Source organism: Achromobacter deleyi, from assembly GCF_013116765.2.
GTDB classification, from domain to species: Bacteria; Pseudomonadota; Gammaproteobacteria; order Burkholderiales; family Burkholderiaceae_B; genus Achromobacter; species Achromobacter deleyi_A.
On sequence record NZ_CP074375.1, the window covers coordinates 195,444 to 214,927 of the forward strand.

Genomic DNA, 19,484 nt, shown 5'->3' on the forward strand with positions numbered 1-19,484 from the left:
AGAGGAGCGCAAGATGCGCATTATTGTTGGCGGCTTTCAGCACGAAACGAATACGTTTGCACCGAGCAAGGCGGATTGGCAAGCCTTCAAGCTGGGCGGAGGCTGGCCTGGCATGGCGCGCGGCGAGGAGGTCTTCCCGGCTATCCAGGGAGCCAATATTCCCGCGGCAGGCTTTGCGGACGCCGCGCGCGGGCACCAACACACCTTGATACCCACCTTGTGGTGCGCCGCCAGCCCTTCGGCGCACGTAACGCGTGATGCGTTCGAGCGCATCGTGGCGATCTTGCTGGAGGACATTGCCGCGGCGCTGCCCGCCGACGGGGTGTATCTCGATCTTCACGGGGCAATGGTCGCCGAGCACTACGACGATGGCGAAGGCGAAGTGCTGCGCCGCGTGCGGGCACTGATCGGGCCGGATATGCCGCTGGTCGCCAGCCTGGACCTGCACGCCAACGTGACCGGCCTCATGCTGGGAGAGGCCGACGCACTGATCGCCTATCGCACGTATCCGCACGTTGATATGGCTGACACGGGCGCTCGCGCCTTTGCCTTCATGCAAAAGCGATTCGACGGCATGCCGCGTCCGAGCGTAGCCGCCCGCCGTATTTCCTATCTGTTGCCAACCTGCTGGCAAAGCACGATGGCCATGCCGGCCAAGGGTCTTTACGAGCGCCTGGAAACGCTGGAGGCGGCGCCAGGAGTGTCCAGCATGTCCTTTTGCATGGGCTTTCCCGCCGCGGACTTTCCGGACTGTGGCGCGCTGGTGTGGGCTTATGCCGATACGCAGTCGGCGGCGGATGCGGCGGCGGATGCATTGACGGCGGATGTCGAGGCGGCCGAAGCCGCGTTTGCGGGCAAGCTGTATTCACCGGAAGAAGCGGTGCTGCATGCGGCCGAGCTGGCGGCCGGCTCCGATAAGCCGGTCGTCATCGCCGACGCGCAAGATAATCCGGGCGCGGGCGGAGACTCCGACACCACGGCCATTCTGCGCGCGCTTGTGCGGTACAACCTGCCCGGCAGCGCGTTGGGGCTGATGGTGGATCCGCAGGCGGCCCTGCTGGCGCACAAGGCGGGCGAGGGGGCAACGCTGCGTATCGCCCTCGGCGGCCATTCACGGATTCCCGGCGATGCGCCTTTCGAGGCGGATTTCGTGGTGGAGCGCTTGTCCGATGGGAAGTTTGTCGCAACCGGCCCCTTTTATTCGGGCTTTCGCATGGAGCTGGGGCCCAGCGCCTGCTTGCGGATTGGCGAAGTGCGCGTGGTCGTGGCGTCCCACAAGGCGCAAATGGCGGATCAGGCCATGTTCCGCTACGTGGGAATCGAGCCCACCGCGCAGAACATCCTGGTGCTCAAGAGCACCACGCACTTCCGGGCGGACTTCACGCCGATCGCAGCCGACATCCTGATCTGCGCGGCCCCTGGACCGATGCCGATGAATCCCGTGGATTTGCCCTGGACCAATCTGCGCGACAGCTTGCGCATGCATCCTGGCGGCCCGACCTTTGCGCAGTTCAGGGCAGGCACGCGGGTGCTTGAATCGGCCTGAGGTACAGGGAACGTATCCGCTGGCAGACGGCGGGAAGGCTGCTTTCGATTGGGGGCCGGCACACCAATGATGCCGGCCCCCTTCTGCTACCACTTGGAACGTCTTGGCCCACGAAGGTTTGCTATAAAAACAGCTATAGCATTTCTATACGGCTGGGGAAAATGTCCACTCAAACGCTGAGCCGCTGCGCAGCGGCGCTGTTGCTGATCGCGCTTGCCGCCGGATGCTCGTCGAGCAAGCCTCAGGCGTCGGGGAAGACGGGTTCGACTTCCGCGTCTGCCTCAAAGAGCAACGAATGCAAGTCCAACCGGGGCAAATGCCTCTATCAGGGGCCTTACGAGTCCGGCGAGCGGGACTATGCGGAACAAGAGGCAAAGCGCTTGAATCTGGCGGAACTGGAACGGCTGCGCCGCAGCTTCGGAAAATAGGCCGGGACGGCCATCACATAGCGCCGCTGCCAGGTTCCGTAACTTTTTGGAAAGATATCGAACTGAAATAAGTGCCCGAAAGTTGGACCATCCTACGTTGCGCCCGGACTAGTACGAAAGCACGAGTTCCGGCCCGATACATCACCGTGAATGGTTTGAACTTCCAAGGATGCTTATCGTGACTTCGATCAGAAAGATGGCCGGCGCCTGTGCGTTTGGCGTGTTCGTGACCCTGGCGGGAACCGGCCAGACGGTCTTTGCCCAAGCCCAGGCCGACGCTTCCGCGCCTGCACCCCTGGCCACGGGCCTGACCGAGAGCGGCAGCGCGGAAGGCCAGGTCATCGAGGCCGTGCGCAGCGGCGACATCCTGTCCATCAAGGTGCGGTTCAAGCCCCTCGTGCCGAGCAAGACAGAGATGCTCTATTCGGGCATTTCCAAGGACGACTACGAGAACAGCTTCTACGTCATCGCCGGAAACAAGAAGCACCTGCTGCTCAAAGACAGCAATGACAAGCCGCTGACCAATCCCAAGGTGCTCATCCGGACGTCGAAGGACGCGCCGATCGCGGGGGCCTGGCAGGGGAAGTTTCCGGCGCCGCCGAAAGAGGTCTCTGAAGTTTCCCTGACGATACCGGGCGTCGAGACCTTCGACGCCATCAAGATCACCGATCGCTAGCCATGGCTGGCTTCCGGGGCGCTTCGATTCTCCTGGCGGCGACGCTGCTCACGGCCGCCCAAGGCTCCTTTGCCCAGGAGCCTCCCTACAAGGCTGAAATCCTGGATCTCCAGGCCACGGTCCTGGACCTGAAGGGACTCCCTGGCGACACCAGCGGCGGCGTCGCGGACCTGACCGCGCGGGTGGACGGACTGACGGCCAGGCACGATGGCCTGTCAGTGCGGCAGGACAAGAATGCCGTGACCGTGTCGATGCTGGGCGATGTGCTGTTCGATTTCGACAAGGCCAGCATCCGGCCGGGCGCCGAACCTGCGCTGCTTGATATCGCACGCGTCATCAAGTCGGATGCCGCGGGCGCCGTCTCCGTCGAGGGGCACACCGATTCCAAGGGCGCCGCGTCCTACAACAAGGACCTGTCCTTGCGGCGCGCCAAAGCCGTGGCGCAATGGTTGGAAGGCCATGGCGTGGATAAGGCGCGGCTGTCGGTCAAGGGCCTGGGCGATACCCGCCCGGTCCAGCCGAACAAGTTGGGCAACGGCGCGGACAACCCGCAAGGGCGGGCGCAGAACCGGCGCGTGGAGTTCGTGCTGCCCAAGCGTTGAGGGCGGCCCGGCGGCGCTGTCTGCGCCCGCATCCGGTTTCCTTCTTAAATAGCACGCCAGGATTACACGCCTGCCGGCGGGCCGTTCTTCGCCCGCCATGTCGGCCACGCGCCACAAATCGCCCAATATTTCCAGGCGGCGACACGATTTTCCTTGTGTCTCAAGAACTGACACATTGCGTCCCTAGAATTCGTTCCTGCCATGCGCCGAGTGCGCCGCTTGTGACGCGTGCCAAGCCACATGCGCATGTCTGTTCAATCAATGGGAATCTGTAATGAAAAAGACTCTGTTCGTCACCGCCATCTTCGCCGCGCTGTCTGGCGCCGCGCAGGCGGAAACCTCGGTGACGCTGTATGGCCTGCTCGACACCGGCGTGGGCTACCAACGCATCAAGGGCGACAACTATCACGAGTCCAAGGTCGGCATGAGCAATGGCGTGTCCAGCGGTTCGCGCTGGGGCCTGCGCGGCGCTGAAGACCTGGGCGACGGCCTGAGCGCGGTCTTCACGCTGGAAAGCGGCTTCAACTCCGCCAACGGCCAGTCGGGCCAGAGCAGCCGCCTGTTCGGCCGCCAAGCCACCATCGGCCTGAAGAGCAATTCGTGGGGCCTGCTGGAATTCGGCCGCCAGACCAACATTGCGTCGAAGTACCTCGGCGCGATCGACCCGTTCGCCGCCAGCTACGGCCAGGCGAACGTCGGCGTGGCCTTCAGCGCCGCCAACACGGTCCGCTACGACAACATGGTGCAGTACTCGACCCCGTCCTTCGGCGGCTTCCAGTTCGGCGCCGGCTACTCGTTCAACGTCGCCGACACGACCGCTGCCCAGACCGGCTTTGCCACCGCCGACAACACCCGCGGCATCACCGCCGGCGTGCGCTACGTGAACGGTCCGCTGAACGTGGCCCTGACCTACGATCAGCTGAACCCCGCGAACCAGATGGGCACCGACGCCACGCCGAAGTCCTGGAGCATCGGCGGCGCCTACGACTTTGAAGTCCTGAAGCTGGCGCTGGCCTTCGGCCAGACGCGCGACGGCTGGTTCACCGGCCAGGGCGTCAACGCATTCGGCAGCGGCAGCCCCACCGCCAAGAGCTTCGGCACCAACGTGGCCGTCGACGGCTTCAAGGCCAATTCGTACCTGGTCGGCCTGACGGTGCCGCTCGGCGCCAGCAGCATCCTGGCTTCGTGGCAGCGCGCCGATCCGGACAGCGACCTGCTGACCGGTGGCGATTCCGCCATGAACGTGTACAGCATCGGCTACACGTACAACCTGTCCAAGCGCACCAACCTGTACGTGCTGGGTTCGTACGCAACGGACTACGCGTTCATCGACGGCGTGAACAGCACCGTCGGCATGGTGGGCGTGCGTCACCGCTTCTAAGCGCCTGATGTGAGCGGGCGGCGCGCCGCGTGCGCGCCGCCCGTTCCCCGCACCGCGGTTGCACTGAGCGGATTGGGCGTCTTACCCGGCCACAGACGCGAAAAAATCGGCCACCTCCCTAGCTCCACTCCCAGTCCGCTCACCCGAACTCCGATCATGGCAAACTGAAGGCCCGCGCATTGCGCGGGCCTTTGCCCGTTCTGACGGGCGTGCTGTCCGCGTCCGATACGCGGTCGTGGCGTTGTAGTATCGAATGCACATGCCTATTCATCGAGAACCCATGTACAAGCACGGCAGGCTGCTCGCAGGAATATCGTTGGCGTTGGTGCTGGCCATGGGCGCGGCGGGCGTGCCCGCGCTGGCGCAGGACGCCGCCGCGGCAGCGCAGGATCCCAACGGCGCGCCGCAGGACGCCGCCGTGGCGCCTCAGCCGCTGCAGACGCTGCGGGTGCTGGACGGCAAGCTGCAGGTCGCCATCCCCGCGGGATTCACCGAGACCGAATTCCCGCCGGATCCCGCCGTGCCGGAAGTCACCGGGAATATCTATCTGAACCGCACCGCCGGGCAGGCGATCATCGTGATCAACGTTCCCATGGATTACGCCTTCGGCGATGACGACGCATTTACGCTCGGCAGCATGGCCGCCGGCTTTCAAGCCCAGCAGCAGGAAGCCGTGCCCACGTTCAAGAAGACCGGGCAAAGCACGTTCAAGGTGGGCGGGATCGGGGTCTTGCAACTGGACGCCACCAGCAAGCTGTCCGGGCACCCCGCCGTGCTGACGGCGCTGTTCGCCGCGTCCGGCTCGAAGGTGGTCACGTTCAGCGTCTATACGCTGACCCAGGAAAAGGCCAGGCACCCGGGGCTGGTCACGCAGCTGAAGCAGGGAATGTCGGCGCCGCCCTGAGGCTTGCGCGGGCCCCGCTTGGCCAGCCCGTCGCCCAGGCCCTGGTACGCCATGTCGATGAACGCGATATGTCCCAGCGCCTTGATCACATCGGCGACGACGTCCCAATGGTCCTCGTTCGGGTCGCTGCCCGTCGGGTTAATATCATCCATACATTGCGACATTCTGGCGCACCTAAAACCATGCATGACGACGATATGTATGCAGTTTGGCCCGAAAAACTGGTGCGAGGGGCGGGCCCCCGCTATCGCCAGATTGCCGATTTCATCGCACGCGCCGTAGCTGACAACCGATTCCAGCCCGGCGACAGGCTGCCGCCGCAGCGCGGCCTGGCCCAGCGCCTGGGCGTGGACCTGACGACCGTCACGCGCGCGTACGCCGAGGCGGGGCAGCGCGGGCTGCTCGACCCCAGGGGGGCGCTGGGCACGTTCATCGCGCGGCCGGCGACGCAGTCGGCGCAGATGATCGACCTGGGCATGAACATGCCGCCGGCGCCCCTGGGCTGCGATCTGCAGGAACTGGTGCAGCGGGGCCTGGCCAAGGTGATGGACCGCCACGACGTCAATGTGATGATGGCCTACCAGCTGGCGGGCGGGGGGCCGGAGGCGCGCGCCGCAGGCGCGCTGTGGTTGGCGCAGACAGTGGGCCCGATCGCCCCGGAGCTGGTGCTGGTGTGTCCCGGGGCGCAGGCCGCGCTTGCCGCGCTGATCCTCGCATTCAGCCAGCCGGGCGACGGCATCGTGGCCGAACCGCTGGTGTATCCGGGCCTCTTGACCGCCGCGCAGCACCTGGGCCGGCGGGTGGTGGCCGCCGAGGTCGACGAGGACGGCATGACGCCCGCCGGGCTGGAGCTCGCATGCCGCGACAGCGGCAGCCGCCTGGTCTACCTGAACCCCACGCTGCAGAATCCCACCACGCATACGATGAGTGCGCGGCGCAGGCGCGACCTGGTCCGCTCGGCTTCGGCTTGCGGCGCCCGCATCATCGAAGACGATCCCTACCGTCTGTTCCTGGACGACGCGCCGCCGCCGCTGGCGAGCCTGGCGCCGGCCTTGGTGTTCCACATCGCGACGCTGGCCAAGTGCCTGACGCCCGGCCTGCGCACGGCGTTCGTGCTGGGCCCGGACCAGGAAAGCCGCGACCGCTTCCTGGCCGCCATGCGCTCGTTCGCGTTGATGTCCACGCCGCTCATGGGCGCGCTGACCACGCAATGGATCGTCAGCGGCTCCGCGCAGGTGGTGCTGGATGGCGTACGCGCCGAGGCCCAGGCCCGGCAGCGGCTGGCGCGCCGGATCCTGCCCGGCCCGTTCCATTCGGAGCCGGTCGGCATCCATCTGTGGCAGGCGCTCCCCGAGCCGTGGACGGCGTCCGACCTGGCGCGCGCGGCGCGCGAAGAAGGCCTGAGCGTCACGTCTTCGGACGCGTTTCAGGTGGGAGCGGGAGCGCCCAATGCGATCCGCATTTGCTTGGGCGGGGTGAAGGATCGCCAGGAACTGGCGCAGGCGCTGGAAAGGCTGGCCGGGCTGATGCGGCGCCGGCCTTACGTGTTGAGGGATCCGATCGTCTAGGGGCTGTTCACATTCAAAGAAGCCTCCCGCAGGCCCTGGCGACGGCGCGCCGGCAGGGCCCGGCCGATCAGTCGGGCTTCCAGAATACGTAGTCGGCCCGGTATTTCACCTGTTGCCGCTGACCCTTGTTCGCGGCGGCGCATGGGGCTTGCGGCGCGCCGCCGCCTGCCCTGACGATGCGCTGGATGTAGGTGACGCCAGTCAGCACGCCGACGCCCGCGGACGGATTGGCCAGCACGAGCTGGTCGTACAGGCGGTCCGGGCCCGAATAGGCGCGCACCGTTTCCATCCCGGTCAATGTCGACCCGTCCGACGCCCGCCAGGTTTCCGGCGGGCTTTTGTACGTGCCGGTCTGGCCGGACTGGCCCGCGCCCAGCGTGGCGGCCGCGCCGGCGATGACCCAGGCGGGCGTGCCGCCGCCGGTCTGCGTCATCCGGCATTCATAGGTGATGACGCCCTCGGCTGGGGCTTGCCAGGCGATGGCGTTGCCCGCGGGCACCTGCATGATCTGCGGAATGTTGTCCTGCGCCATGGCGCCCGCCGTGGTGGCCGCCAGGCATCCTGCAAGCAGCAGGCCGGGCAGCGGCGAGCGTTTGTGCGTCGGGGTGCTTTTCATTTGAGCTCCTTCTGACATTCCATGCCGAGGTTCTTCACTTCTTCATACAGCTTGCGGCTGACCCAGACGCCTTCCTGCTGGCTCCTGGCGCGGGCCTTGAAGCGGCGTTCGGACGGCAGGCGCGCGCCCTGGCCGCTGATCGCGTCCAGCATGGCTTCCGCGCCGTTCATGTTCGCGGCCAGTTGGCCGCGGCCGAGAATGGCGGGGTCCAGCGCGATAACCAGTTCGCCGTGCAGCGGCGTGCCGCCCGCGCCCGCGTCGAAGGCCTGGGATTGCAGGCTGGTCCAGTCGCCGATCAGGGGGCCGGCCAGCAGTTCGATCATGGTCGACAGGGCCGAGCCCTTGTACGAGCCGAAGGTGAGCATGGCGCCGTCCAGCGCGGCCGCCGGGTCGGTGGTGGGCTGGCCGTCGCGGTCGATGGCCCAGCCTTCCGGGATGGACCTGCCCGTGCGCCGGTGCAGTTCGATTTCTCCGCGCGCCACCATGCTGGTGGCGAAGTCGAAGACGTAGGGGGAGTCGCCCGGGCGCGGCCAGGCAAAGGCGAACGGGTTGGTGCCGAACACGGGCCGGGTGCCGCCGGCGGGAGCGACCCAGCTATGGCTGATCGTCATGGCCATGCCGGCCAGGCCGTGGCTGGCGATGGCTTCGACCTCGGGCCACAGCGCCGAGAAGTGGAAGCAGTTGTTGATGGCCAGCACGGCCACGCCGTTGCGCCTGGCCTTTTCCGCCAGATGGGGCAGGCCTTCTTCAAACGCGAGCAGCGAGTAGGCCCGCCCGGCATCGACCTGCACGACGGCGGGCGCGGGGTGCGTCAGCGCCGGCACCGCGGCGGGATCGACCAGACCCGCCTGCATGGTCTGCACGCATGCGATCAGGCGGTACATGCCGTGAGATTGGCAGTCGTCGCGTTGCCCGGCGGTGATCGCCTTCGCGATAACGGCCGCATGCGGCGCTGAAAAACCGTTTCTGCTCAATACGTCGACGGACAGGTCGTAGACCTGGTCTATCGAGAGATTGACCATATCGTTGTTGTTCACATTGCCTCCGGTACTGCGTTGCATGGCCCGAGTTCCGCCTCAGTGTAGCTGCACGCGCCGGTTCAATTCACCTGCAGGGTGTAGGCGGCCCGGCCGCGCAGCAGGGTCAGCACCAGTGGCTGCGAGCCCGCGCCTGCCAGAAGCTCGCGCAGGTCGGCCAGTTTGCTGACGGGGCGCTGGTTCACGCCGATGACGATGTCGCCGCGCTGCAGGCGCGCGGCCACCGGGCCGCGCTCGGGAAAGGTGGCGCTGACGGCGGCGCCATCGTTGCCCTGCAAGCGCTGGGCGCGTCCGACCTCGGAGAACTCGACGCCCGTCAGGCGCGCATCCAGCGAGCCTGCATGGAAGCGTTCGTTCTGCTCGGGTTCGATGCGTAGCAGGACTTCCGATCTGGCGCCGGCCCGCAGCAAGGCCAGGCGCACCTGCCGGCCCACGGGCAGCAGGCCTTCGGCATTGCGCAGTTGCGCGCTGGTGGCCAGGGCCTTGCCGTCCATCGACAGGATCTGGTCCCGGGCTTGCACGCCGGCCTTCTGGGCCGGCGACCCGTCCGCCACGCGCGCCACCACGATGCCCGTCGAACCCGGCGCGAGGCCTAGCTGGCGCGCATTGCGCGGCGTGATGTCCAGCGTGTCCAGGCCCAGGCCGCCGCGTTGCACCTGCCCGTGCTGCAGCAGTTGCCGCATGACCTCGCCGGCAAGATTGGACGGAATGGCAAAGCCGATGCCCACATTGCCGCCCGACGGCGTGTAGATCATGGTGTTGATGCCCACCAGCTCGCCGTTCAGGTTCACCAGTGCGCCGCCGGAGTTGCCGGGGTTGATGGAGGCGTCGGTCTGGATGAAGTTCTGATAGCCGGCGGCGCGCAGGCTGGAGCGGTCCAGGGCGGACACGATGCCGGAGGAAGCGGACTGGCCCAGGCCGTAGGGATCGCCTATCGCCACGACGAAGTCGCCCACGCGCAGGTCGCTGGAATCCGACAGCGACAGCGCCTGCAGGTTCTGGGCGGGGATGCGCAGCACCGCCAGGTCGGTGTCGGGGTCGCTGCCCACGACGGTGGCGTTGAAGGCGCGTCCGTCCTGCAAGGACACGCGTATGGCCGTGGCGCCGCGCACCACGTGATGGTTGGTCAGGATATTGCCCTGGCCCGCGTCCACGATGACGCCCGATCCCACGTTCTGCCGGATCGGCTCCGGCGATTGCACGCGACCCGCGCCTGGCGCCTGGCGCGGATCGGCCTGCGAAGAGATATTGACGACTGCGGGAGTGACGCGCTCGAGCATGGGCGCAAGCGATGGCAGGGGCTGGCCGTCGACGGCCAGGGGCAGGGCGGCCAGGCCGGGCAGGGGCGCCGCGGTCAGGAACAAGGCGGCCGCTACCAGCGCCGGCGGGATGAGCCGCGCCGCCCGGGACAAGGCGCGCGTGGAGCGGCGGAGTTTTCCGGGGGGCGGCATGGCCAGATCAGGCATTTCGGTCCTTCTTGCGGCAACGCGGCAGTATCTGCCGGCGTCGCTGCAGGAATGTGACGGCGCGGCTCAGAAACCGACGGCCTGGCCGTCGCGGCGCGAATCCGACGCCGCCACATAGCCGCCCTGGGGCAGGCGGCAGATCAGTTGCGCCGAGCCGAATTCCAGGCTGTCGGCGGGCGCCACCGCCACGTTGTGGCCGCGCGCGCGCAGCGTGTCGACCACATCCGCGGGCAGGTGCGATTCCACATTGACCACCGGCCCGTTTTCCACGCGGAAGCGCGGCGCGTCGCTCATGGCCTGCGGATTCTGGCCGAACGCCGCCAGGCGCGTGACCATCTGCAGATGGCCCTGCGCCTGCATCGACCCGCCCATCACGCCGAAGGACATGACGGGCTGGCCGCCGCGCGTCACGAACGCGGGGATGATGGTGTGCATGGGCTTCTTGCGCGGGGCCACCTGGTTGGCGTGGCCGGGCTTGAGCACGAAGTTCAGGCCGCGGTTGTGCAGGCTGATGCCGGTGCCCGGCACGACGACGCCGGAGCCGAAGCCGTGGTAGTTGGACTGGATGAAGGACACCATGGTGCCGCCGGCGTCCGCCGCGGTCAGGTAGACCGTGCCGCCGGTGGCGGGCGTGCCCGCGGTGGGCACGCTGGCGCGATCCATGGAGATCAGGCGGGCGCGCTCGGCCAGGTAGGCACGGTCGAGCAGGGCGCGCGCGTCGGTGCGCATGTGGCGCGGGTCCGCGACATGATGATGCAGGTCCGCGAACGCCAGCTTCATGGCTTCGATGCTGACGTGGTAGTAGTCGGCGCTGTCGCGCCCCATGCCTTCCAGGTCGAATTGCTCGAGCATGCCCAGCGCCATCAGCGCCGAGATGCCCTGGCCGTTCGGCGGGATCTCATGCAGCTCGTAGTCGCGGAATGATTGGGAAATGGGCGTGACCCATTCGGCGCGGTGCTCGGCCAGATCGACGGCGCTGAGCGCGCCGCCCGTCTGGCTGGCGAAGTCGGAGATCTTCCTGGCGAGCTCGCCGCGGTAGAAGCTCTCGCCGCCGCTTTCGGCGATCTCGCGCAAGGTCCTGGCCTGATCCGGAAAGCGCCACCACTCGCCGGCTTGCGGCGCGCGGCCCTGGGGCAGGAAGGCCTCGGCAAAGCCGGGTTCCGCCGCCAGCTTGGGCGCCTGCGTGGCCCATTGACGCGCAATGGTGGGCGACACGGCAAAGCCGTCTTCGGCGTAGGCGATGGCGGGCTCGAACAGCTTGGCGAAGGGCAGCTTGCCGAAGCGTTCGGACAAGGCCTTCCAGCCGGCGACCTGGCCCGGCACGGTGACCGTGCCCCAGCCGGTGCCCGGCATCGCGTCGCGTCCGTTGAAGTATTCCGGCGTCCACGCGGCCGGCGCGCAGCCGCTGGAGTTCAGGCCGTACAACTGGCCCTCGTGCCAGACGAGGGCGAACATGTCGCCGCCGATCCCGTTCATGACGGGCTCGACGACGGTCAGGGCAATCGCGGTGGCAATGGCGCTGTCAACGGCATTGCCACCGGCCAGCAGCATGCGTAGTCCCGCCTGCGCAGCCAAGGGCTGGCTGGTCGCGACCGCGTTGGCGGCCAGGACCGGCATTTTTCGGGAAGCGTACGGAAAAGACCAATCGAAGGGGGAAGACATGGATGCTGGTACTCGTAAAGGAAATTACTGCGGGGTGATGCCGGCTTGGTCGATCAGCTGCTTGGTGCGGGGAATCTCGGCCTTGATGAAGGCGGTGAATTCTTCGCGGCTGCCGCCCCGCGGCTCGGCGCCGGCTTCGGCGAGCTTACCGCGCAATGCGGGATCGGCCAGCACCTTGTTGACGGCGCGGTTGAGCTTGTCGAGGATCGGCGCAGGCGTGCCTTGGGGGGCGACCAGACCGTACCACGGCGCGATGTCGTAGCCGGAATAGCCTTGTTCAGCGATGGTGGGAATGTCCGGGGCCAGCGCCGAGCGCTGCGAATTGGACATGCCCAGCGCCAGCAGCGCGCCGCTCTTGGCCTGGGGCAGGCCCGTCATGATGGTGTCGAAGTACATCGACACCTGGCCGCTCAGGAGCGCGGGAATGGCTTCGCCCGCGCCCTTGTAGGGCACGTGCAGGATGTCGATCCCGGCGATGGACTTCAGCATTTCGCCGGCCATGTGGGACGTCGTGCCCGTGCCGAACGAGGCGTAGGTCAGCTTGCCCGGATTGGCGCGCGCGTAGGCCACCATTTCCGGCAGGGTCTTGAAGGGCTGCGAAGGATTGGCCAGCAGGATGTTGGGCGTGTAGGCAACCATGGACACCAGCTCGAAGGCGTCCGGATCATAGGCCAGGCGCTTTTGCAGGAAGCGGTTGGTGACGACGGCGGCCGGGCCGCCCATCAGCAGCGTGTAGCCGTCGGGGGCAGAGCGCGCGACCGAGGCGCTGCCGATCGCGGCGGCGGCGCCGGGACGGGCCTCGATGACGAAGGGCTGGCCCAGTTCGGCCGACAGCGCCACGCCGAGCTGGCGCGAGATCAGGTCGGTGGCGGAACCCGCCTGGAAGGGCACGACGATGCGCACGGGATGTTGCGGCCAGTCGGTGGCCTGGGCGCCGGCCTGGGCCGCGAAGGCCATCGCGGCGGCGCCTGCCAGCGCCCGGATGAGACGAAATTTCATGGATTCCCCTTGATCGCGTTATGAAAAGCGTGTCTGGATTAAACGCAAGTCCGCCGGCCGCGGCCATTGGTGTTTGCATCCATGGATCATTGGATCCAGTTTGTGTTATTTTTGCCCTTATCTATCATGGCGGCTTACCAAGCCTGGGGACGACCGTGCTGCAATTTCAAAAGACAGCCATCAGCGCCGAAGACGAGGCGTATCTGCATTTGCAGCGCGAGATCCGGCTGGGCCGCTACGCGCCGGGCCAGCGTCTGGTGCCGGACGTCGTCGCCGCCGAGATCGGCACCAGCCGCATGCCGGTGCGCGGCGCGCTGCGTCGGCTGGCCTCGGAAGGCCTGGTCGAGATCCGCGCCAATCGCGGCGCGGTGGTGCGCGGGCTGAACCAGCAAGAGATGCTGGAAGTATTTGAAATGCGCTCCGTGCTGGAAGGCCTGGCCATGCGCAATGCGGTGCTCAATATGGGCGCCGAGCACATCCGCCGGCTGTCCAACATGCTTGAGCAGCTGGACCAGGGCTCCAGCGACTACCTGGACTGGACCACCGCCCACCGCGAATTCCATGAATACCTGTGCAGCTTCTGCCGGCAGCCACGTCTGCTGAGCCAGATCTCCGAACTGCATTCCGTCGTCGAACCCTATATGCGCCTGTGGGCCGCGCAGCCTGGCCGTGTGCTGCGCGTGCGCGAGTCGCACCAGGAACTGATCGCCGCCCTGCAAACCCGCGACGCGGCGCGTTGCGAGGCCGCGATGCGCCAGCACGTGCTGAACACGGTGCCGGCCTTGCAGGCGTTTCTGGAGCAGGCGGCCTAGGGCCTGTTCACACTGAAACGAGCCTGGCAAGGTCCTGGCTGACCGCGAACGGCCCGGGGCGCTATTCGGCCACCGGCCCCGCGCCGCCCGTTCCCGCCGCCGTCTCGCGTGGCTTCTTCTTTCGCCCGAACTTTGCCTCGCTGGCGATGACGCCGGCCACGATCAGTCCCGCGCCGACCAGCGCCAGCGCCGGCAAGCGGTCGCCCGCCAGGCGGCCGACGATGCCGCCCCAGACGGGCTCGCCGGCATAGATGACGGTGGCGCGCGTGGGCGATACGGATTTCTGGGCCCAGTTCATCGTCAGCTGGATGATGGCGCTGGCCAGCCCCAGGCCGATCGCGGCGCCCGCCCATAGCCAGGAGAAGGACGGAATCGATTCGCCCAGCACCGGCATCAGCGCAAACGCCAGCAGACCCGCCGTCAGCAGCTGCACGAAGGTCACGCGGCGGCTGTCCACCTTGCGGGCAAACAGGCCGATCAGGATGATCTCGGCGGCGATCGCCACGGCGCCCGCCAGCGTGGCCACCTCGCCCGGGCTGAAGCTCAACGTGCCGGCTTCCGGGCCCGCAAGCAGAATCAGGCCCGTGAAGGCCAGCCCCACGCCGACCCAGCTCATCAGGCCGGGCGGCCGTTTCAGCACCGCCCATTGCAGCAGCGGCACGATAGGCACGTAGAGTGCCGTGATGAAGGCGGACTGGCTGCTGGTGATGGTGCGCAGGCCATGGGTTTGCAGGTAGTAGCCCAGGAACAGCGCGCTGCCGATGGCGATGCCCGCGCCCACCTCGTACCGGGTGAGGCCCGCCATGTGCTTGCGGAACAGCAGCAGCGCCATCAGGCCGGCGATGGTGAACCGCAAGCCCACGAAGAACAGCGGTCCGCTATGCTGCATGGCGATATGGATGATGAGGAACGTGCTTCCCCACAGCATGGTGACCAGCACCAGGGCGATTTCCTGGCGGGACAGGGCGAACATCGATGTCTTGGGTTCCACGGCTTATCTGAATGCTGAATGCGACGAAATTATGAGCAATATACTGCACATCACCAGTTCCACGCCGGATGTCCTCACGCATGTGGGGGCCAACCTCCGGCGGCTGCGCAAGCAGGCGGGCCTGAGCCAGACGAATCTGGCGCAGGCATCCGGCATCAGCCGTCGGATGATCGCCGGACTGGAAGCCGGCACGGCCAACATCAGCCTGGCCAGCCTGGACAAGCTGGCCGGTCCGCTGGGCGTGGGGTTCGTGGATCTGGTCAGCGATCCCGCCCGCGAGCGGCGGCGGATCGAAGCCATGGCGTGGCGCGGCAAGCAACCGGGCAGCCAGGCCGTGCTGCTGGGCGCCGCGCCCGCAAGCTGCGAGGCGCAACTCTGGATCTGGTCGCTGGCCGCCGGTGAACAGTACATCGCCGAGCCCGATCCCGAGGGATGGCACGAAATGGTGTATGTCATAGAAGGCACGCTGCGGCTGGAGCTGTCGGGCAACACGCAGCGGATTGCCGTGGATGATTTCGCCATTTACAGCAGCGCGCAGCCCTACGCCTACTTCAACGACGGGGACGTCCGCCTGCGCTTTGTGCGCAACGTGCTGCGATAAGGCGGCGCGGTGGGCGGCTGCCGTGGCCGCTCACCGAACAGGATTTGGGGTCTTGCCTCGAATTGGCATATAGCCGGGAGTAATATGACGCGTCTGGGGGCTTCGGCCCGCCAGCGCATACAAGCCGATTCACGCCCAGCCGTCCACCCTGCCGAAAGCGGAGCCTTGCTCCGCGCATCCCTGCGGTGTCTGTAAGCCTTGGCGCGCAAGCGGCCAAAAAAAGACATCGAGGAGACAAGCAATTGGACAAGCAAGAGTCGGGCGGCTGGTATTTCGGCTGGAACATTGTCGGCGCCGCCACGGTACTCACCCTGTTGACGGTCGGCCTGCGCATGGGCATCGGGCCGTTCTTCCTGCCCATGGCGGACGGGCTGGGTTTTTCGCGCAGCCTGCTGTCGGGCATCGTGGCGATCGGCATGCTGTGCTACGGGCTGGGCATGCCTCTGGCGGGCTATCTCGTCAGCACGCGCGGCACGCGCTTTGTGCTGCTGACCGGCACGGCGATCGTCGTGGCGTCCTCCATCTGGACCGTGTTTGCGCGCGGGCCCTTTGAATTCCTGCTGTCCTTTGGCGTGGCGCTGTCCATCGGCCTGGCCTTCACCAGCCCGGTGGCGCTGACGCCGGTGATCAGCCGCTGGTTCACGCGGCAGCGCGGCATGGCGCTGTTCTTCCTGTCCACGGGTTCGATGGCCGGTATCGCGCTCATGACTCCCACGCTGACCTTCGCGATCTCGGCGGTGGGCTGGCGCGAAACGCTGCTGGGCTTTGCGGCGCTGTTCGCGGTGCTGACCGTGCCGGTGGCGATCCTGGTCATGCGCGACGAGGCCCCGGAGCATACCGACCTGCTGCCTCACCAGATCATCGAGAAATCGGCTTCCGCCAAGCCGGCGGCCAAGTCGGCCCCGCCCAAGCTGGGTGACGCCTTGCGTACTCTGCCGTTCTGGCAGGTCGCGCTGGGCCTGTTCGCCTGTGGCTTCAGCATGAACCTGCTGGGCACGCATGGCATGCCCATGCTGATGGACCATGGCTTTGACGCCACCACCAGCTCGCTCGGGATAGGCCTGATCGGCCTGGTCGCCATCTTCAGCACACTGGTGCTGGGACGCATGTCCGATCAGGTCGAGCGGCGCAACATCCTTGCCGCCATCTATCTGGTGCGGGGCCTGGGCTTTTTCGCGCTGGTCATGGTGGGCGCGCATTGGGAACTGTATGCGGCGGCCACCATCGGCGGCATCGTGTGGGCGGGCAGCATCGCCTTGTCGTCCGCGATCCTGGCCGATATCTACGGCATCCGCCTGGTGGGCGTGCTGTACGGCCTGACCTATCTGGGCCACCAGGTGGGCGGCATGATCAGTTCGTGGCTGGGGGGCTGGGCCTTCGAGACCTTCGGCACGCACTGGGTGGCCTTCGGTTCGGCGGGCGTGCTGCTGTTGATGGCCGCGCTGATTTCCCTGCGCCTGCCGTCGCGCGGCGTCCTGCGGTCGCCGCGCGCGGTCGCGGCCGGGGGGCGCTAAGGCCCCCGCGGTGCTTCTGGCGCCTGCGCTGCCTAGCGGTCCTTCAGCAGCGACACCAGTTCCGGCACGTAGCGGTCGCCGCCGCCCTGCGTGACGGCCTGGTCGAAGGTGTGCTGCACCGCTGCGCCGATCTCGCGCACGGCGCCGGTTTCCGCGGCCATGGTGTTGTAGTAGGACAGGTCCTTCTGCGCGTTCGACATGAAGAAGCGCAGCGAGGACGGGTCCTGTTCCAGCAGGTACGGCTTGATGCGCTCCAGCGCCACGCCGCCGCCGCCGCCCTTGGACAGCACGTCGGCGAACACGGCCGGATCGATGTCGGAACGCAGCGCGCAAGCCGCGGCTTCCGACAGCAGGGCAACCACGCCCAGCGACACATAGTTGTGCAGCAGCTTCATGCGGTGGCCGGCGCCGATCGGGCCGGCGTGCGTGATGTTCTCCGCAAAGCAGGCCAGCAGCGGCTTGCATTCCTCGAAGAGGGCGGCGTCGCCGCCCACCAGCAGGTTCAGCCGGCCTTCGGCGGCTTCCTTCGGCGTGCGCGTCATGGGCGCGTCCAGGAAGCGGCCGCCGCTGTCGATCACCACCTGGGCCACCTTGATGGTGGACGAGGGGATGGCGGTGGAGCAGTCGATGATGATGGTGCCGGGCCGCAAGCCCTCCAGCAAGCCGCCGGCCGACAGCAGCACGGCTTCGACCTGCGGGCTGCCGGTAACGCAGAGAATGATCACATCCGACTGGGCGGCCAGCGCGGCGCCGTCGGTCACGCTGGCCGCGCCCGCGGCTTTCAGCGCATCCAGGGGCTGGTTGCCCGGATGTTCAAGCACGGTCAGGGAATGACCATGCTTGACCAGATTGCTTGCAATACCGTGGCCCATGAGGCCGATACCAACCATGCCGACTTTCGCCATCTTCCACTGCTCCTGCCATGTAGGGTGATTGTTATGGCGTAAATCTTACTCTGACTTCCCGCGCGCCCGGCGAGCGCTTCGAATACGCCGAATGAAGCCTTCGAATCTTTCGGATGGTCAGGGGCATGCGCCATTCCTAAAATTGTTTCACGCCGCAAGCCACGACAGGCGGACAACGACATAAAACGGAGACAGCCGCCTTCCAGGCGGCCACAATCAGCATGCCGCACACCGCAACCGAGCCGGCGTCCAGCGCCGAGCGCCACTATTTCGAGCAGCTCGCGCAGGGCCGCTTCATGATTCCGCAATGCCAGGCCTGCGCCCGGCATCATTTCTACCCGCGCGTGGTCTGCCCGCATTGCGGCGCCGACACGCTGCGCTGGACCGAGCCCAGCGGCCTGGGCGAGGTCTATTCCACCACCGTCGTGCGCAGCAAGGCGGGCGACTACACCGTCTGCCTGGTCGATCTGGCCGAAGGTCCGCGGCTGATGAGCCGCGTGGTGGACATGCCTGCGGACGCGGTGCATATCGGCCAGCCGGTGCGGGCCCGGATCGACACCGTGGACGGCGAGCCGTTGCTGGTGTTCGTCGCGCACTCGGGGGAACGGGCATGAGCCGGAGTTATCGCGGCGCAATCGCAGTCCTGGGCACGGGCATGGCCGGACTGGGCGATTGCGGGGGCCGCAGCGAGCAGGAAATCATCGCGCAGGCGGCGCATCGCGCCGTGGCCGCCAGCGGCTTGAAGATGCAGGATATCGACGGCATCATCACCTCCAGCCTGACATCGCCCTGGTGGGTGATGCGGATGTCGGAATACCTGGGCATCCGGCCACGCTTCTCCGACAGCACGATGTTCGGCGGCTCTTCGTTCATCGCCGACCTGAAGATCGCGGCGATGGCCATCGAGGCCGGCCAGTGCGACCACGTGCTCGTGTGCTACGGAGCCAACCCGCGCAGCGCGCCCAGCAGCACGCAGATCAACCAGATGCGCGCGGCGCTGGACCCGCAGCCCTACGAACACCCGTACAAGCCCTTCAATCCGGTGACCAGCTATGCGCTGGCGGCGGCCCGCCACATGCACCAGTACGGCACCACGCGGCGCCAGCTGGCCGAGGTCGCGGTGGCGGCGCGCAAATGGGCGCAACTCAACCCGGACGCCTTCCTGCGCACGCCGCTCACGATAGATGAGGTGCTGAGCGCGAAGATGATCTCGGATCCCCTGACCGTGCGCGACTGCTGCCTGGTGACCGACGGGGCGGGCGCCTTCGTGGTGACGCGGGCCGACCGCGCGCGCGACCTGCATCCCCGGCCCATCTACGTGCTGGGCACCGGCCACGCACACTGGCACCGCCAGATCTCCTGCATGTCCGACGTCACCGTCACGCCCGCCGTGGATTCAGGCCGGGCCGCGTTCGCCGAGGCCGGCCTGACGCCCGCCGACATCGATCTGGTCGAACTCTACGACGCCTTCACCATCAACCCCATCCTGTTCCTTGAAGACCTGGGCTTTTGCGACAAAGGCGAGGGCGGCGCGTTCATCGGCGGCGGGCGCATCGAGCCGGGCGGCGATCTGCCGATGAACACCAACGGCGGCGGCTTGTCGTTCACGCACCCCGGCATGTACAGCATTTTCCTGGTGATCGAAGCCGTGGCGCAGTTGCGCCGGGAGGCGGGCGAGCGCCAGGTGAAGCGCGCCGATGTGGCGCTGGTGCATGGCAACGGCGGTGTGCTGTCCAGCCAGGCCACGGCCATTCTTTCCCATAGCCTGTGATGGAG

At 67.1% G+C, this 19,484-nt stretch carries 20 protein-coding genes; 12 read left to right on the top strand and 8 right to left on the bottom strand.

Going from position 1 to position 19,484, the window contains the following annotated elements; translation table 11 throughout:
• Positions 1-13: 13 nt before the first annotated feature.
• The 6 genes from HLG70_RS00850 (at position 14) to HLG70_RS00875 (ending at position 5,537) form a co-directional block, all read left to right on the top strand.
• Entirely contained in the window at positions 14-1,546 is a 1,533-nt protein-coding gene (locus HLG70_RS00850) for a M81 family metallopeptidase (RefSeq protein WP_171664787.1), read from the top strand.
• Between the two features lie 161 nt (positions 1,547-1,707).
• Positions 1,708-1,974, top strand: a complete 267-nt coding sequence (locus HLG70_RS00855; RefSeq protein WP_171664786.1) for a hypothetical protein — start codon at positions 1,708-1,710, stop codon at positions 1,972-1,974.
• 169 nt (positions 1,975-2,143) lie between these two features.
• Positions 2,144-2,650, top strand: coding sequence for a hypothetical protein (locus HLG70_RS00860; protein ID WP_234103329.1), 507 nt, complete (start codon positions 2,144-2,146; stop codon positions 2,648-2,650).
• A 2-nt stretch (positions 2,651-2,652) separates the two neighbouring features.
• Positions 2,653-3,252 (top strand): OmpA family protein, encoded by a 600-nt coding sequence (locus HLG70_RS00865; RefSeq protein ID WP_171664785.1) that lies wholly within the window; start codon positions 2,653-2,655, stop codon positions 3,250-3,252.
• Positions 3,253-3,526: 274 nt separating this feature from the next.
• The gene (locus HLG70_RS00870) at positions 3,527-4,633 is read left to right on the top strand and encodes a porin (protein WP_171664784.1); all 1,107 of its coding nucleotides are present in this window, start codon (positions 3,527-3,529) and stop codon (positions 4,631-4,633) included.
• 259 nt (positions 4,634-4,892) lie between these two features.
• Positions 4,893-5,537 (top strand): hypothetical protein, encoded by a 645-nt coding sequence (locus tag HLG70_RS00875; protein WP_171664783.1) that lies wholly within the window; start codon positions 4,893-4,895, stop codon positions 5,535-5,537.
• Here HLG70_RS00875 and HLG70_RS00880 read toward each other — a convergent pair.
• A complete protein-coding gene (locus HLG70_RS00880; RefSeq protein ID WP_234103331.1) occupies positions 5,459-5,689 on the bottom strand; it encodes an aminotransferase class I/II-fold pyridoxal phosphate-dependent enzyme in 231 nt (76 codons plus the stop codon). The genes HLG70_RS00875 and HLG70_RS00880 overlap by 79 nt on opposite strands.
• A 30-nt stretch (positions 5,690-5,719) precedes the next feature.
• Here HLG70_RS00880 and HLG70_RS00885 point away from each other — a divergent pair, with 30 nt between their 5' ends.
• Positions 5,720-7,105: a PLP-dependent aminotransferase family protein gene (locus HLG70_RS00885; protein ID WP_171664781.1), complete on the top strand. Its 1,386-nt coding sequence runs from the start codon at positions 5,720-5,722 to the stop codon at positions 7,103-7,105.
• Between the two features lie 67 nt (positions 7,106-7,172).
• Here the strand turns inward: HLG70_RS00885 and HLG70_RS00890 are convergent, their stop codons facing one another.
• The 5 genes from HLG70_RS00890 to HLG70_RS00910 all read right to left on the bottom strand — a co-directional run bounded on the left by HLG70_RS00890 (position 7,173) and on the right by HLG70_RS00910 (position 12,885).
• Complete coding sequence (locus tag HLG70_RS00890) at positions 7,173-7,721, bottom strand: DUF3455 domain-containing protein (protein ID WP_171664780.1); 549 nt, start codon at positions 7,719-7,721, stop codon at positions 7,173-7,175.
• The gene (locus HLG70_RS00895; protein WP_171664779.1) at positions 7,718-8,782 is read right to left on the bottom strand and encodes an Ldh family oxidoreductase; all 1,065 of its coding nucleotides are present in this window, start codon (positions 8,780-8,782) and stop codon (positions 7,718-7,720) included. Before HLG70_RS00895 ends, HLG70_RS00890 begins: the two co-directional genes overlap by 4 nt.
• A gap of 38 nt (positions 8,783-8,820) precedes the next feature.
• A complete protein-coding gene (locus HLG70_RS00900) occupies positions 8,821-10,224 on the bottom strand; it encodes a trypsin-like peptidase domain-containing protein (protein ID WP_234103333.1) in 1,404 nt (467 codons plus the stop codon).
• A gap of 66 nt (positions 10,225-10,290) precedes the next feature.
• Positions 10,291-11,886 (bottom strand): gamma-glutamyltransferase, encoded by a 1,596-nt coding sequence (gene ggt / locus HLG70_RS00905; protein WP_213697153.1) that lies wholly within the window; start codon positions 11,884-11,886, stop codon positions 10,291-10,293.
• Between the two features lie 24 nt (positions 11,887-11,910).
• Positions 11,911-12,885: a Bug family tripartite tricarboxylate transporter substrate binding protein gene (locus HLG70_RS00910; RefSeq protein ID WP_171664778.1), complete on the bottom strand. Its 975-nt coding sequence runs from the start codon at positions 12,883-12,885 to the stop codon at positions 11,911-11,913.
• A gap of 155 nt (positions 12,886-13,040) precedes the next feature.
• Here HLG70_RS00910 and HLG70_RS00915 point away from each other — a divergent pair, with 155 nt between their 5' ends.
• A complete protein-coding gene (locus tag HLG70_RS00915; protein WP_171664777.1) occupies positions 13,041-13,697 on the top strand; it encodes a GntR family transcriptional regulator in 657 nt (218 codons plus the stop codon).
• A 61-nt stretch (positions 13,698-13,758) separates the two neighbouring features.
• On the opposite strand, the gene HLG70_RS00920 is transcribed toward HLG70_RS00915, so the two are convergent.
• Positions 13,759-14,670 (bottom strand): DMT family transporter, encoded by a 912-nt coding sequence (locus tag HLG70_RS00920; protein ID WP_171664821.1) that lies wholly within the window; start codon positions 14,668-14,670, stop codon positions 13,759-13,761.
• A gap of 49 nt (positions 14,671-14,719) precedes the next feature.
• On the opposite strand from HLG70_RS00920, the gene HLG70_RS00925 reads away from it, so the two are divergent.
• Together HLG70_RS00925 and HLG70_RS00930 are read left to right on the top strand one after the other, a co-directional pair.
• A complete protein-coding gene (locus HLG70_RS00925; protein ID WP_171664776.1) occupies positions 14,720-15,289 on the top strand; it encodes a helix-turn-helix domain-containing protein in 570 nt (189 codons plus the stop codon).
• A 242-nt stretch (positions 15,290-15,531) separates the two neighbouring features.
• On the top strand, positions 15,532-16,803 hold the full coding sequence (locus tag HLG70_RS00930) for an MFS transporter (protein ID WP_171664775.1): 1,272 nt from the start codon (positions 15,532-15,534) through the stop codon (positions 16,801-16,803).
• Between the two features lie 32 nt (positions 16,804-16,835).
• Here HLG70_RS00930 and HLG70_RS00935 read toward each other — a convergent pair whose 3' ends face one another.
• Positions 16,836-17,708 carry an NAD(P)-dependent oxidoreductase gene (locus HLG70_RS00935; RefSeq protein ID WP_171664774.1) on the bottom strand — a complete coding sequence of 291 codons (873 nt, stop codon included), beginning with the start codon at positions 17,706-17,708 and terminating at the stop codon, positions 16,836-16,838.
• Between the two features lie 221 nt (positions 17,709-17,929).
• Here HLG70_RS00935 and HLG70_RS00940 point away from each other — a divergent pair, with 221 nt between their 5' ends.
• A complete protein-coding gene (locus HLG70_RS00940) occupies positions 17,930-18,322 on the top strand; it encodes a Zn-ribbon domain-containing OB-fold protein (RefSeq protein WP_171664773.1) in 393 nt (130 codons plus the stop codon).
• The gene (locus tag HLG70_RS00945; protein ID WP_171664772.1) at positions 18,319-19,479 is read left to right on the top strand and encodes a thiolase; all 1,161 of its coding nucleotides are present in this window, start codon (positions 18,319-18,321) and stop codon (positions 19,477-19,479) included. The genes HLG70_RS00940 and HLG70_RS00945 overlap by 4 nt, the downstream gene beginning before the upstream one ends.
• Positions 19,480-19,484 lie beyond the last annotated feature (5 nt).